Here is a 15,499-nt window from a genome sequence, read left to right as displayed (position 1 = left end):
GATTGTCGTCGGAGATGCGCGTATGCGCCTAACTTGGGAAGAACATGTAGAAACGGACGGTGCGGAAAAAATTCGCAGCAACGTATGTGGGCGGATTTCGATAGGCCGAGATCAGTTGCAATGCGCAGGCCACTCCCACTGCAATCAGAGCGGACAGGAAGGAACCAATCGCCAGGAACAGCCACACGCTACGCCCCGCCGTCTCGAACGGAACTGACGCGGGCTGCGCGATCTTAATGGCCGAAAGATTGTTCTCCGTCATTGCCGTAGCAATCCGCTTTTCACCGGCGCGAGAGGTGATTTCCGCTAGCTCCTGCTCTGCGGTGCCGAGCTGCCTCTTGAGGCGATTCGTTTCGGATTCAAGTCCGGCTAGCGTCGCAAGATCCTTTGCCACGTTATCCAGCTCGGCCGCATGCGCCGACTCTGCGGCGCGCAGCCCCGCGATCGTCATCTTCAGGGTTAGAAACTGCTGCGTTGTCTCCTGATAGAGCTTCACAAGCAGCAGCGGAGGATCGTCGCCAAACAGGTTTCTATTGTATGGCAAGGGAACAGCCGTCTCGGGCGCCGGCTTCGACGGATCGCGGGCCTGCGAAGCACGAGCGGCGTTCGGCTTCAATTGGCTGATCTGCTCCTCGACAACTCTGAGCTCCTCTTGCTTCTGCGCCAGTTCGGTTCGAACTGTTGCCATCGACTTGGCGAGGTCACTCTGGCGGGTCAGCAAGAGCTTTTTCTGTTCATCGATCGAATAGGTGCGATTTGCGGTCACGAAGGCCCCCAGGACACTGGCCGCAGTACCCACCTTGCGCTGAAGCTGGTCCACCTCCCCACGGAGGAAATCAGCCGCCCCGGCTTGGGTGTAGAGTGCCCTGTATTTGCTCAGATAGCTCTCTGTGAGCCCGTTCACAAACGAAGCAGCCAGGCGTGGATCTTGATGCCGAAAAGAAACCCGGATCATGCTGGTCCGCGGTTCGAGCTGCACTTTCAATGCGCGAGCCGCCAACTTGTATGCGCGGTCCTCGTTGTTCATCTTTTTCTGAGGCATGCCCAGATAAGCTAGCAACTGGGAAAACTCACTGTCCGGGCTCCTTGGATACAGTTTGCTATCGCTGACATTCTGGATAGCCGACCTAAGGACAAGTTCGCTGTTTAGCAGCTCAATCTGCGAGTTTACGAAGACCGAATCAGAGCCCTGATTGGCTTCGCTTTGTTTCCCGTTGTCGATAAGCAGTGACGCGGTCGCCTCGTATTTGGTATCGAGCAGGGCGTGGAGCAACACGGCAAAAAGGATGCCTAAAACGAAGACCGCCGCGGAGATTAACCAGTATCGGCGAAGAGCACGAAGGACGAATAACTCCAGACTATCGGATTGCTCGATCTCCTTTTCAGCCGCCCGGTGATCATCAACTTGCGGTCGAAGAATTACACGATAGTCCGGTCGTTCGAGACTGGTCATTGCAACCCCTATCCGTCGGTCCCAAGAATAGGGTCATTGACCGGTCGGAACAATGTCGATTGATATTCAAATTGCAGCGTGGTGAACCCGCCTTTGGCGATCGCCCTATCGAGCGCCAATCTACTGATTTTATTTACCAAATTCAAAGCGAAAAAAGCCTTGCCACAACTTCAAAGCTAGAGACCAGAACCAATTCTGGGCGGCTTATGCCTACTTCACAGGCTGTCATGATATGCGTGCCGCAAGATAAATTCAGCCTGGACGGGTGGCTGCTCTTGCTCGGGTAGTGGCCGCCGAAGCGGGTACCCACGATCCGCTCGAGGCATCACACATCTTCGTAAGCACGAACATCTCGGCTCGGGGGAACTGTCACATCCCGAAAGTGCGCTGCGTATTACCGAGCCGGCCGTTGTACCTTTGACGATGAACCTGCTTCGCTTGATCAAGGAGTATCTCACCGGCGAGCGAAGACAATTTTAATCAATTGTTAATTATATCGCGTAAAAACCACGGACGCGGATCTCGTGATGCGTACCGCGCTGATTTCGGTACGCGGTCATGGCCATTCGCACATTGCTCCTCCTGCTCTTGCCCATCGCGCTTGGGAGCTGCGCATCGCAGCCAACCTGGACGTCGGCTCAAAGTTCGGCCAAGCGGGGCATCGGCGCCTCCCTATGGCCGCACCAGTACGCGTGGGACGGTCTGGGGCAGGATCCTAATCGGCTTCGATCTCATCGAGTTTCGAGACGGCTGGGCACACCGGAGCAGGATTCCAACCTGCAACGAGTAGCCGTACTGGCTAAGTTGCCCCCCTATTCAGCTGCGTGGTGGGTAGTCCACGACAAAATCGAGGCTGACCGGGAGGCAAAGATCGCCAGGAAACTGGTCATCTGCCGCGGATGCATAAATTCTGAGAGCCACGTTGACATGACCGCATCTGTCGGTGGGCGCTAGACCAGGGACAACACGCGATCCGTGGCCTTCCCTTTGGCCGAAGCGCGCCAACGAGACGCAATTTCCAAAGCGGGAGAAATCCGGTCGGCGGCGAGGCGTGGAGATCGGTCGCATGCTAGGCTCTCTAGGCATGCAACAGATATACGTCTGCCGAAAGTGCATGGAGCGCAATAAAATGTGCATTCTCGGCGCCGAGTCGTGCGCTGGAGTCGGGATCGAGTCCGTGCTGATGTATCGCTTCAGCGGAGGCGTGGTATGCGTCTGAGTTGTTGGTTTCGATTTCCGAGTAGCTGGCGGGCGTCCCAGACTGGCTAAACGCAAACCCGTCGCCAACGCTCCCAATCCGGGCAATCGCCAGAGGGGCAGTCGATTGTGGCGTCGGGAATTGCGCGAAGTTGAACCCGTCGGCTGGCGGATCGATGACGAGGGTGCCGCCGTTTGCGTCACTCGAAAGATTGAATGTTGAATGGGTGTAGTCGCCGACCAGCGTGAGGTGCGCGACGTGGTTCTGCGCGTCCGAAACGCTCAACACCCCACCCGATGCGTTGCCCGCGTACGAGGCTTTCGTTCCCGCCCCGAACGAGATGTCCTTGAGATCGAGAATGTCCGAGGCAGACGGGTCTCCGTTGCCGGAGAGACCGCTGATGGTACCGGTGAATTGCGTGGAATGATCGAGAATGAGGATACCGGTGATGCCTTTGAACGTGACCGATCCAGAAGCCGCTCCAGCCAGTTCGAGCACAGCTCCCGGTTCGAGCATCACCGGTTGGCTCATATTGGGCAATGTCAGCGCGATCTTTCCGGAGATGTCGAGCACGGTCGAAGACGTATTGATCGGCCCATCGCCGTTGAGATCCTGATGAAACACCGTCTCGACCGATTTCAAGGATGCGCTCGTCGCCGACACATTGCTAAACAAGTTCGAAGTGAAGTTGCCGTTGCTGTCGGTGGTCCACACCGTGTATAGTCCTGTCGAGGTGTTCTTCCAGGCAACATCATAGCCGTTCGAGGTCGCCTCAGCGCCAAGAGGCACCCAGCCGCTGAACTGTCCGGCCACGTACGCCACGCCACCATATTTCAAGGTGGGTCCACTTCCTCCGAGGAAATAATTGCTGCCAACCTGCAGCAGGCTGGTTGCGCCCGAGGCCTCAATGGTCGTCGTGTGCAAGCCGATCACCCCGTCGCCGTTAAGGTCCTGCTGAAACACCGTCTCGACCGATGCAAGAGACGCGTTCGTCCCCGACACGTTGCTGAGCAGGTTCGAGGCGAAGTTGCCGTTGCTGTCGGTGGTCCACACCGTGTACAGCCCGGTCGAGGTGTTCTTCCAAGCAACGTCATAACCACTCGATGTCGCCTCCGCACCAAGCGGCACCCAACCGCTGAACTGTCCGGCCACGTACGCCACGCCACCGTACTTCAAGGTCGGGCCGGCTCCGCCGGCGATCGGATTGAGCAAGAAATTGCCGCCAAGCTGAACCAGGCTGGTGGAGCCGACCGCCTCGATTGTCTTGTTGGGAATACCAATCACGCCGTCGCGGTTGAGATCCTGATTGAATAAAGTCTCGATCGACTCAAAAGACGCGCTCGTTCCGGACACCTTGCTGAGGAGATTGGACGTGAAATTGCCGTTGCTGTCGGTATTCCACACCGTGTACAGGCCGGTCATCGAATTCTTCCAGGCAACCTCAAAGCCGGTCGATGTCGCCTCCGCACCAATCGGCGCCCAGCCGCTGAACTGTCCGGCCACGTACGCTGTGCCACCGAATTTCAGCAGCACATCTGTACCGGCATTAGACAGATAGAAGTTGTTTCCAGCGCTTATCAGACTGGTCGTTCCAGCTGCCTCGATCAATGTCCCAACGAGCGGGTCAAACGCAGCTGAAAGGCCGCTCGAATTGCCAGCTGCATCTGTTGCGGTCGCCGTGAATACATGCGCCCCCTGCGCAAGAGATCCGGTCGTGATACTCCATACACCATTAGACGCCGTCACCGCGGTGCCCAGCAGGCTGCTTCCTTCATACAACTTGATCGTACTACCCGCTTCCGCCGTTCCAGCAACACCTATCGTGTTAGATGAGCCGATTGTGTCCGAGACGATCGTCGGAGCATTGGGCGCAACGGTATCGACCGCGACGCTCAAGGCGCCAGACGTCGCGCTGACATTGCCGGCCGCGTCCACCGCCTGGCCGGTGAAGACATGGGCGCCATCGACCAGCGTGCCGGTCGCAAACGACCAGTTGCCACTGGCATCGACCGTGGCGGTGCCGACCTGGGTCGCTCCATCGAACACCAGGACCTTGCTGCCGGCCTCCGCCGTCCCAGCCAGCGTCAGCTGATTGGCCTTCGTGATGCCATCGCCGACGATACTGCTATCCGGCGAGAAGGTTACGATTGAGGGTGCATTTGGTGCAGTTGCGTCGATGGTGATCGTAGAAGAAGATGAAACGCCACTGACATCGCCGGCGCCGTTTGTCGCGACGGCCGTAAAGGAATGGCTTCCGTCCGCCAGGGCCGACGTTGCAAAGCTCCAGATGCCGTTACCATCGACTGTCGCGACCCCGATCTGAGCCGTCTGATCGAATACCTTGATCGTTACTCCGGCCTGGGCCGTTCCAGTCAAAGTCAGCTGGTTTGCGTTCCTAAATCCGCCGGCGGCTGACGAGGTCGAGGCCGCAAGAGAAATTGTCGGTGCGGTCAATCCCGCCATGGTCATGGATAAGCCAGTGGCGGAGACAAACGCGTAGTCGGACGATGACAGCTGTGTCACCCCGGCTATACGGAAACTGTCGGTTCCATCCGCACGGTGAACGGTCCACTCGTCCCCGACATTTGTCAGATAAGCACTGGCGTCGTAACCCTTCAGCACCAGCTTGTCGTGCTCTGCGGTCGCACTCGTGAACACGTGGAAATCGGCCATCGTGTCGTGGCCACTTCCGACGCCATAGACGAACGTGTCATTACCCGCCCCCCCGAAGAGCCAATCATCGCCACCAGCGCCATTCAGGATGTCAATTCCACTGGAGCCAACCATCCGGTTGGCCAGTTCGTTTCCAGTGCCGGTAAGGCCTCCCATCATAAGGGTCAGATTTTCGACATTTGCGGCCAGCGTATAAGATGTCCAGGCTTCGACGCTGTCGATGCCACCGCCCGGATTCTCAGTGATCTTCTGATTCACATTGTTTACGACGTATGTGTCATCGCCAGCCCACCCGACCAGCGTATCGTCGTAGTTTACCGCCGTAATCTTGTCGTTCGCAGCAGTGCCGTAAACAATATGGCTGCTGGTTGATCCGTCGATCCAAGATGTGATGGTGCCTCCGACCGGCAAGGTCCCCGGCAGCTGGAAGTCATCACTGGTGAACGCTGAAATCGCGGTGTTGCGAAACACCAGCGTATCCTGGCTCGTCAGCGTGAGATACACGTCGTTGCCGACCTGCGTCGTCGCCGCCTTGATGTCGTTAAAGGACGTGAACGCAAAGCCATTCAGTTGAACAATATCATGTCCCGCGGCCGATCCCGGCGTGAAGTCGGTGATAATGTCCGAGCCGTCGCCCGAGTTGATCACGAACGTGTCGGCCCCCCCGCCGCCAGTCAGGATGTCGTTGCCAAGACCACCGGTGATAATGTTGGCCGCATCGTTGCCGATGATGCTATTGGCTTCGGAATTGCCGGTGCCGTTGATCGCCGCCGACCCGGTCAGCGTCAGGTTTTCGACATAGTCAGACAGCGCGTACGAGACGGAGGACATGACCGTATCGACGCCGCCGCCGTAACCTTCGATGACCTTGGCGCCCGGATCCGTGACAATATAGGTATCGTCGCCAAGGCCACCGGTCATCGCATCGGCGCCGCCCGCGCCACCGAGCAGATCGTTGCCGGTGGTTCCAGTTAACGTCTCGGCACTTGCCGTACCTGCGATGGTGGTCGTCGGAGCTCCGCTGGCCAGAAGAGTGTAGTTGGCGAGCGTATACTCCGGCAGCTGATAGGCCTTGATGTAGTCAATGCTCATCTGCGCCGTCGCGCTCGGATCCGCGTTGCCAGCCCAGCTGCCGCCCATCGCCAAATTGGCGATCATGTACATCGCGGTGTTCATGTCGGATGGGGTTGCAACCTGTCCGACCTCCACACCATCGACAAAATAGGTCAGCGTGTACGGCGTCCATTCCACGCCGAAGGTGTGATCGCCGGCTGTGAGATCGGGGGTATTCGCCCAATAGCCCTGACCTGACGTGGAGGAAGACACGAAGCCCCAATGGGCCTGGTCAGGGTCCCTACCCAGCGCTTCCAACGCGTCGAGTTCCGTCGCCTGGCCGTGCGTGTTGATCGGCAGCATCCAGAAAGCAGGCCAAGCGCCCTTGGTGTCAGGCAGCGTGGCCTTCATCTCAAAGTAACCGTAGGTCTGGACGAAGCTGTTCTCGGTGGTGATCACGCCCGACGAGAATTGATGGTTGCCGACGTAGGCAGCATCACTCGATGGAATGGGCGCTGCCGTGATGACGAGATGGCCGTCTTGTATGGAGAACGGATTGAGGCCCAGAGGGCTCGACGCCCTGGTTCCCGGCAGGCCGGCAAAACTCGGATCAACGTAGACCTCTTGCTCGCCAGACAGCGTATAACTCGCTGTTCCGCTCCAGGCGTAACTCGTTTTCCAGGTCAGATGCGGGTCTTGGCCGGCCGAAAGTGAGTTGAAATCGTCGCTGAAGGTCTGAATCAGTCCTGTTGGCGCTGTGACGATATTGATGTTGGAGGTCGTGAAATTCTGAACCTGCGTATTTTCGAGCGCTAGCTTCTCGCCGTTACCGAGCGACAGAACGACATCCGTACCGACCTGCTGCATGGCGGCCGTGACGTCGGCGAGCGTCTTGAAGTTCGTGCCGTTGATTTGAAGAATGTCCCCACCGGCGCCTGTCTGAAAATCGGTGATGATGTCGGTCCCATTCCCAGTCTTGATAACAAACGTGTCGCGGCTAGCTCCGCCGGTGAGGACGTCATTGCCCTTGCCGCCATCGATCATGTTATTGCCGGCGTTGCCGACGATGATGTTGTCTAGATCGTTGCCGGTCGCGGGAGAGTTGTAGCTTCCGCCCAGTGTCAGGTTCTCGACATTCGGCGCATTGACGAGGCTATAGCCGTCGATCATGCCATCGTAGATGGTATCGATGCCTTGACCGATGAGCTCAACCACCTTCGTTTCGTGATTGTACATGAAGTAAGAGTCGTCGCCCGCGCCGCCGATCAGCGTAACGCCGTCCCCCATCGCTTGCAGCGAATCGTTTATCGCGCTGCCGGTGAGCGTTCCCCCGGCTCCGACCGTGGTCCACGCCGTGTTCGGCGCTGCACTTACTGGGAGCGGATTGTCGAGGACGACGTTTGCGGCCGCGAGCGATGAAAGCGAGACGTTCTGCAAGGTGAGCGCCTCGCTCGACGAGAGCGTGACGACAACGTCTGCGCCTGTCTGCTTTGCAGCGGACATGAAGCTTGCGAACGTTGCAAAACCGTAGTTCTGAACGCGCAGCACGTCCCCGCCGGCGCCCCCTTGAAAGTCGCTGATGGTGTCGGAGCCAAAACCTCTCGAAATCACGAAGAGGTCGCTGCCGGCGCCCCCCGTCAGAAGGTCGTTTCCCGTGCCACCCAACAGAATGTCGGCGCCCGAAGTTCCGTTGATTGTCAGCGTGTAAGTCATGATGGTCGCGTGCTCTCCTTGCACAACGACCATTGAAGACAGGCCTCAATGGCGACTTACAAATTTCAGGACAAATTGAGACAGGAGCCCGGCCCCCTGTGGGATCGCTTAAGGACGGCTTACAATAAGTGACGCACTAGCGATCACCTTTATCGATAACCCGTACACTCCCGGGGGTCCAGGCACTCATGTCGTGCGCCCAGCGACCGTTCCTGTCAAGGAACTCGCTACCTCTAGGGTAAACGCGACGTATCACATCTTGCTTGCTTCGCAACGAAAGCATTGACGGCGTCAATTGTGCGGATGGCGTTTCTCCAGCTAGTGCGCGGCGGTCTTAATCCGATTGCGCGAGCAGCCTTTTTAAGCCGAACAACGTGACATGATCTCTCACACCATCGCATCATCGCTTCGTACTTGAACTTGCTGCCTCGTTTCGATAGCGCTCCACCAACCTAATTTTCATACCAATTGCGCTCACACGCCACATCCCTTTGAGTTCTCAATTCGAACCAGCAATTACTAGGAAAGACACCAGAATGGTGTCACTATCTGCAAATAGTGATTTGAGCCGATCAGTCTGCATTGCCGGAACCGAACCGCCGCCTAGCATGCGAGCTGCCATCCCCCATTCTTTGGCGTTCATGCCCCAACTTCACGGCCTGCGCGCACTTTGCATATTGGCTGTGATCTACACGCACTATCTCACCGAGAAATACTGGCTCTTCGACATCTACTGGGGCGGCTTGGGCGTACGATGCTTCTTCGTGCTGAGTGGATTTCTCATCACATCAATTCTGATACGGGAGAGCGACGAGGCAGCCTCTTTCAAGTCGATGTACGTGATCTTCATCTCACGCAGAGCATTTCGACTTTATCCTATCCTGCTCGTCGCCTTGATCGCCGGCGCGCTCTTGGGGATCGATGCAGTGCGGGACGGGTTTCTATGGCACGTCACGTACCTCACCAACTTTTACGTTGTGCGAAACGGCGCCTGGGGTGATCCAGTTGGTCCGTTGTGGAGTCTGGCCGTTGAAGAACAGTTCTATTTGTTTTGGCCATTTGTCATCTACCTTGTGCCACGCCGCTTACTGCCAACACTCTTCCTCGGTCTCGTCGCAGCAGCTCCGATATTTCGTCTGGCCTGGCGCTCTGCAGGATTTGGAGACTTCGGCGCATGGGTTTTACCTCCAGCGTGCTTTGATTCTTTGGCTATGGGCGCCCTGCTGGCTCTCTACCGAGAGAGAAAGGAAGTCATCCGGCTGATCGGCTTGGCAGGTATATGCCTCTGGTGGGCCCTGGCTTTGTCACCATCTGGCAAGTTGTCGTTCTTAATGGAAGCTGGGGCTAGAGACACAGCGGCAGCTATGGTGTTCGCCTGGACCATTGCGCGGGCAGCTAGCGGTTTTGGTGGCCTAGCAGGCAAAATGCTGACTAGCACGGCCCTTCAATACATTGGCGCGACCAGTTACGGAATCTATGTCCTTCATGCCTTCGTACCGTACTATTTCGAATCTCTCGGCGTTAGTCACTTTCTGCCGCATTGGCTGGTTAAGTTGATCTCACTAGGCATAACGATCGTCCTTGCGTCAATCTCTTGGCATCTTCTGGAGCGGCCGGTGATGCGTTGGGGGCAACAGTTGATAAATCGCTGGAACCTCCTAAGGCAGATTGATCCTGTTGCAACCCCTCGCGGTGACGCATAGCCAAAGCAGGCGTCGTGTTTGCTCCTGTGCCTGGTCCGCTGGGCACGGCTGGATACGAACCTTACTCACCCGAACAGCCGATCGACTTCGGAAATGCGCTTGCTAGTTAAACCTAATGAGCCGACTTGATTGAACGAGGTGAATATCAACAGTACTAAGTCCACACGGACTAACGGACTACCCAGAGAAAAGATTCTCAGAGCCGCGAGTTCGGATAACACGGAGCGATAACGAATCGCCGGGCAAGCTTTTCAATCGCCCAATCTTTAACGTGCGGCCTTCGAGGACCTAGGATTAACTATATATTGCTGGCAACAAGGTTGAGATATGTCAGAACACTCTCACTGCCGGTTAGATAGGCAAGTCGTCCTAAGGCCGCCGAGCTTGGTCAGGCCGAGGTTCCGAGGCTGTCCGGGAATCATCTGGAATCAGGCAAGAAGATCGACGAAATGCAGTACGAATTGTCCATAGTAAGACGGTTGCTGCCCAATCTCAACCTAACTCGCGGCACGCTGCCCACGATCATTTTGCTAGGTTTGCTGTCGGCCGCCTTCGAGGGAATTGGCCTCTATCTTTTCCTGCCGCTCCTCGCGGTTCTGCACGGCGAAGGAAACGCGAGCGAGCTACCGGCCTATCTGACTAAGATCGTGAGTATGATCCCCGCGGGCTGGCAGGTACCGGGTCTTGTCGCCTTGGTTCTCCTAAGCGTTCTACTGAAGGCCCTGGTTGGTTACTGGAACGCAGCCCATTTTGCCTCGGTGGACGCCGCAGCGGGACACAGGATGAGGCAGCAGCTTTACGCATCCATTCTGTCTGCCAGTGCAGGCTATTTGGATGCCCAACCGTCCGGGCGGATTCCAAACTCGATTTTCTCCGAGACATGGCGCTGTGCACGAGCACTAAAAGTGCTGTTCGGGCTTCTTGTCGATGCCGCGGCGGCAATCGTCTTGATCGGCGCGCTTCTATTCATCTCCTGGAAGGCAACCCTACTCGTCACACCCTTTGTTGGCGTGATCGTCCTTGTGCTTTATCTGCTTACACGAAAGACCAGACCGTTCGGCGAAGCCGCGCTTGCAGCCAACGAGACTTTCACTAAGCGCACGTGGGAAGGCTTGACGGGTCTAAAGACCATCCAGATTTTTGGTCGCGTCCGTTACGAAGAGGAGCGGTTCGCTGACGCTTCAGACGATGTTCGTCGCCAATTTCTAAACCTCGAACTTTTGTCGAATCTTACGTCGCCGACGTTCGAGGTCCTAATAGCGTTGTCGATTGGGCTTTGGATAGTCGTATTATTCTGGTCTGGCACAGGAGTCCCGACTCTCGCCGCGTTTCTTCTCATTCTTTACCGCCTACAGCCACGAGTCCGAGCACTGATTGCCGCAAGAGCCGGCCTGTTGGAGCTGGGAAGCGCCGTCATGGAAATTGATTCAGTGCAACGAGGCTGCGCGCATTCCAAATTTCGGTCTGGAGAACGTCCCTTCGCCGCTCTCCGAACCGGCATTGCCATGAAGAACGTGACGGCGCAGTACGAGGAAGTGGGAGTCCCGGCTCTAAGAAATGTCGACTTGTTCGTCCCGAGAAACCGCACCACTGCGATAGTTGGTCCCTCCGGCGCGGGGAAGACGACCCTCATCAATCTTTTTTGTCGGAATGTCGACCCAGTAGCTGGAGCAGTCCTGGTTGACGGGATTCCGCTTCCGGAGATTCGGCTAGAGGATTGGCGGGGCCGCCTAGCGATCGTCTCGCAAGACGTTCATCTATTTAGTTGCAGCGTAGCCGAAAACATCGCGTATGGTCGGCTCGATGCGACGACCGAAGAAATTATTGCCGCAGCAAAACTTGCCCATGCGGACGAGTTCATAGATGAGCTACCGAAGGGATACGATACAGAAATCGGTGACCGTGGCATTCGACTCTCCGGCGGACAGCGACAGCGGATAGCCTTGGCGCGTGCCTTGATCCGCAATCCAAGCATCTTGATTTTGGACGAAGCGACCAACGCCCTAGATACCAATACAGAAAGGTTGATCCAGCAGACACTTGCCAACCTAAAGGACGAAGTAACAATCATCATCATCGCCCATCGGCTTTACACGATAAGCAACGCTGATCAGATCGTGGTGATCAGGAGCGGTCAGGTCGTTGAGCAGGGCAACTATTCAACGCTCATGGCGAATCAAGGTCTTTTTGCTTCTATGGTCCATTTTCAAACGGCAGGCCTTACCAACAACGGCTTTGAGGATTGAGATGCGCTATTTGATTGCCAGAATTGACCTCGACGAACAATTACCTTCGCTCGCACTTAAAGGTTATCAGGGTCTCGCACTTATCCTTGTTCGTCGTGGTAGGTTGATTGAATTTATTCTGGAGGAGGCCCGAGGCCGCGAGGTAGTAGATGCCTCCGAATTGGCTCAGCTGATTGTGCGCAAAGCGAGCGAAGCGATTCTCGCGGACCAAATCCGGCATGAACAACAGAACCATCTCTCAAGCCGCATGCCGAGCGTCACAGTTGCGATCTGTACGCGCAACCGACCGGAGTGGGTGGATCGTTGCTTACTGGCTCTAGGATCGCTCAATCCAGCAGCCTCGGACGTGGCGGAGGACTTTGAAGTACTGGTAGTGGATAACGCACCTCCCGATGAACGAACCGCTGCCGTGGTCGCACGCCACTCCGGTGTTAAATATGTCGTTGAGCCGAGAGCCGGACTCAACTTTGGTCGGAATCGGGCGCTCAATGAGGCCAAAGGTCACTTTCTCGCGTATATCGACGACGATGTCGTCGTTAGCCCCGGATGGCTTGCCGGGTTTAGAGAGGCTTGGAGCGAAAATCCTGATGCAAAGGCGTTCACAGGCCTTGTTTTGCCTTTCAGTCTCGACACCGAAGCCCAGGTCCTTTTTGAACGCCGAGGGGGATTCCGACGAGGTTTTCGAAAGAAGCGATTCTGTAGCGTCGATCCCAGCAATCCCCTCGCTCCGTGCGGCGCAGGCTCCTTCGGAGCGGGCGCCAACATGGCCTTCGAGAGGGAGAGCGTCCTCAAGATAGGCGGCTTCGACGAGGCCCTCGATACTGGCGCCCCGCTCCCCGGCGGTGGCGATCTGGATATGTTTTATAGAATGGCACGGACCGGCGCGCCATTCGTTTACGAGCCGCAGTTTGCAGTATTGCACGATCATAGACGTGAGATCGCTCAGCTCCGGCGCCAATATTGGACTTGGGGCCTCGCACACATGGCCTTCATCGTGAAGTCACATCGTACCGATCCAGCCTATCGGCGTTTACTTCGAAAACTAGTGAGATGGTGGTTTCTCGACCAGTTCAGCCAATTTTGGCTGAGCCTGAGAGGCAGGCACGTACTTCCTCCGAATATGATTGCGGTCGAGCTTTGGGGCGGCGTCATTGGTCTGCTGGGTGAATACGATCGATCGGTTAGGCGGGTCGCCAAAATAAGAGAGCACTACCAATGATGCTACAGGCCCCGTGGCGGGTGGAGCATGTTGACTTGGCGCAGCCGATTCCTCCTATTTCTGTCCACATGGGGGAGGGAGGCGTCTACGTCATTTTATGGTCCAACGAGATACCCGTGGGGATAACGAGCTTCATGGCCGCGCAACTACCGATCCTGTCAGAGACCTTCTCGGCAATGATACCATCCATCGTTGCATTGGGTGTGGGCAGCCGTATCCTCCCTGATAGCTTCCCAGGTACTCTGAGACTACATCGTTCCTTGCCGCAACCCTCAGCAACCGGTTCGCTTGAACATTTGTTATCAGCCCCCCTCTCGGAGGCATTCGCGAGGGCCTGCAGCGAGATTGAGACTACTTCATCTCCTGCAACTATTTCGGTCGTCGTTTGCACAAGAGATCGCGGAGAGATGCTGAAACGATGCCTCGATAGCCTCGCGCGCATTGCCAAGGACATCCACGAAATCATTGTTGTAGATAATGCGCCCAGCTCTCCCGAGACGGCCGAGATTACCCGTGGACGCGAAAAGGTGCGCTATGTGGCCGAACCTCGCCCCGGTCTGAGCGTTGCCCGCAATACCGGTATGCGAGCTACCTCCGGTTCAATAATTGCTTTCACGGATGACGACGCTGTTGTTCACCCCAGATGGGCAAGACGGATAGGCGCAGCATTCTCGCATCCGGACGTACTTTGCGTCACCGGGCTTGTGCTACCCTTGGAACTGCGTACTTCGAGCCAACTTTCTTTTGAAATGGAATTGGGAGGCTTCGGACGCGGCGTACAAAGCCATCGTTTCCGAGATCAGGTATTCCGGCCAATGATCCCGTTCGGCTCCCCCGTCTGGCACGTCGGAGCCGGGGCCAATATGGCCGTCCGACGTTCAGCTCTCCAAATAGTCGGGGGTTTCGACGAGAGATTGGGGGCAGGAGCGTCGGGATGTAGCGAGGATAGCGAGTTCTGGTATCGTATTCTCGCAGCCGGCTATGACTGCCGATACGATCCTTCAATCGTTGTGCATCACGAGCATCGACATACGGAAGCGCAGCTTGAGAACCAAATGCGGGCCTATATGAAGGGTCACGTGTCTGCGCTGCTGGTGCAATGGGTCCGCCACGGCCACGCGGGCAATCTGAGGCGGTTATTCTTAACGTTGCCTCGTCACTATGTTGTCGCGATCTTGGCCGCGCTGAGGCCATCTTGCTGGAATCGCTGGCGCCTGCTCGCTCCTCAATTGACGGGCTACATTTGCGGGCTGGAGGCCCTTCGATGGTTTTGGAAAATAGACCCGTCATCTCGCCCGTGGCCATCCGGGGACCGCACATGATTATCTCGCCGCGCTCGATCGAACGAGATCCTGCATGCGATACGAAGGCCGCACTCGGGGCATTTCTTTCGCGAAATCCCTTTCCCGATCCGCTAACCCTAGGCTTCTTTTACCGGGAGAAAATGCGCGCGATTCATCGGATAGCTCCAGCCGAACCTCTTTCAAGAATTCTCGATATTGGAGGAGGCCGAAGTGGCATTTCCGCATTGCTTTATCCGGAGGCCGAGGTTGTCAATCTCGATGTCGATCCGAATTACGCGAGCGCTCCATGTAACTCCTGGCCGGGCGTTAGCTTCGTTTGCGGCGACGCGGTGAAATTGCCGTTTCCTGACCAATCTTTTGATGCGGTTGTCCTGTTCGACTTACTCGAGCATGTTGTTGATGATTTCGCCGCTGCGCGGGAAGTGAGGCGTGTTGTCCGCAGTGGAGGCTGGATCCTTCTAAGTACACCCAAGAACACCTGGTGTTATCCCCACTTTCGAATCATGAAGCCGCTATGCCCGCCGGAAGAGAAATTGTTCGCTGAATGGGGGCATGTACGCCGGGGCTATAGTGAGACTGACCTGACGCAACTATTCGAACGGCAGCCAAACAAATTGGCAAGCTTTTGCAGCCCTTCGACCGCGATCGGTCACGATATCGCCTTTTCCAATCTCAATCGCCGTTCCAAACTGGCGCTTTGGATAGCAACCAGTCCTCTGACATATCTCGGATACGGGTTGGACCGGGGTCATTCGCAAGGATCCGAGCACGTCGCTGCATGGCGAGTTGACTAGATGCCGTAATGGGCCCTCTCCGAGCAAGGGGTGATCAAGGTGGCTGTCCCCCGATAGATGATGAAACAGGGTCGCGACTTAAGTCGGCCCAAAGCATCTGGAGACGGAGGACAGCCGTGGAGAACTATGCCGGAATTGACGTT

At 56.6% G+C, this 15,499-nt stretch carries 7 protein-coding genes; 5 read left to right on the top strand and 2 right to left on the bottom strand.

Features of this window, described 5'->3' with window-relative positions; genetic code table 11:
* Positions 1–28: 28 nt before the first annotated feature.
* Positions 29–1,453 (bottom strand): GumC family protein, encoded by a 1,425-nt coding sequence (locus tag I3J27_RS07935; protein WP_270167441.1) that lies wholly within the window; start codon positions 1,451–1,453, stop codon positions 29–31.
* A 1,078-nt stretch (positions 1,454–2,531) separates the two neighbouring features.
* Entirely contained in the window at positions 2,532–8,090 is a 5,559-nt protein-coding gene (locus I3J27_RS07930) for an Ig-like domain-containing protein (RefSeq protein WP_270167438.1), read from the bottom strand.
* 608 nt (positions 8,091–8,698) lie between these two features.
* On the opposite strand from I3J27_RS07930, the gene I3J27_RS07925 reads away from it, so the two are divergent.
* The 5 genes from I3J27_RS07925 (at position 8,699) to I3J27_RS07910 (ending at position 15,356) form a co-directional block, all read left to right on the top strand.
* Positions 8,699–9,793 (top strand): acyltransferase family protein, encoded by a 1,095-nt coding sequence (locus I3J27_RS07925; protein ID WP_270167436.1) that lies wholly within the window; start codon positions 8,699–8,701, stop codon positions 9,791–9,793.
* Positions 9,794–10,242: 449 nt separating this feature from the next.
* Positions 10,243–12,039 carry an ABC transporter ATP-binding protein gene (locus I3J27_RS07920; RefSeq protein WP_270167434.1) on the top strand — a complete coding sequence of 599 codons (1,797 nt, stop codon included), beginning with the start codon at positions 10,243–10,245 and terminating at the stop codon, positions 12,037–12,039.
* A 1-nt stretch (position 12,040) separates the two neighbouring features.
* Positions 12,041–13,258, top strand: coding sequence for a glycosyltransferase family 2 protein (locus I3J27_RS07915; RefSeq protein WP_270167432.1), 1,218 nt, complete (start codon positions 12,041–12,043; stop codon positions 13,256–13,258).
* A complete protein-coding gene (locus tag I3J27_RS39165) occupies positions 13,255–14,580 on the top strand; it encodes a glycosyltransferase family 2 protein (RefSeq protein ID WP_370691944.1) in 1,326 nt (441 codons plus the stop codon). The genes I3J27_RS07915 and I3J27_RS39165 overlap by 4 nt, the downstream gene beginning before the upstream one ends.
* Entirely contained in the window at positions 14,523–15,356 is an 834-nt protein-coding gene (locus I3J27_RS07910; protein WP_270167430.1) for a class I SAM-dependent methyltransferase, read from the top strand. The genes I3J27_RS39165 and I3J27_RS07910 overlap by 58 nt, the downstream gene beginning before the upstream one ends.
* Positions 15,357–15,499 lie beyond the last annotated feature (143 nt).

It is taken from the genome of Bradyrhizobium xenonodulans (assembly GCF_027594865.1).
Classification (GTDB): Bacteria; Pseudomonadota; Alphaproteobacteria; order Rhizobiales; family Xanthobacteraceae; genus Bradyrhizobium; species Bradyrhizobium xenonodulans.
This window is presented reverse-complemented; position numbering and strand designations above follow the sequence as displayed.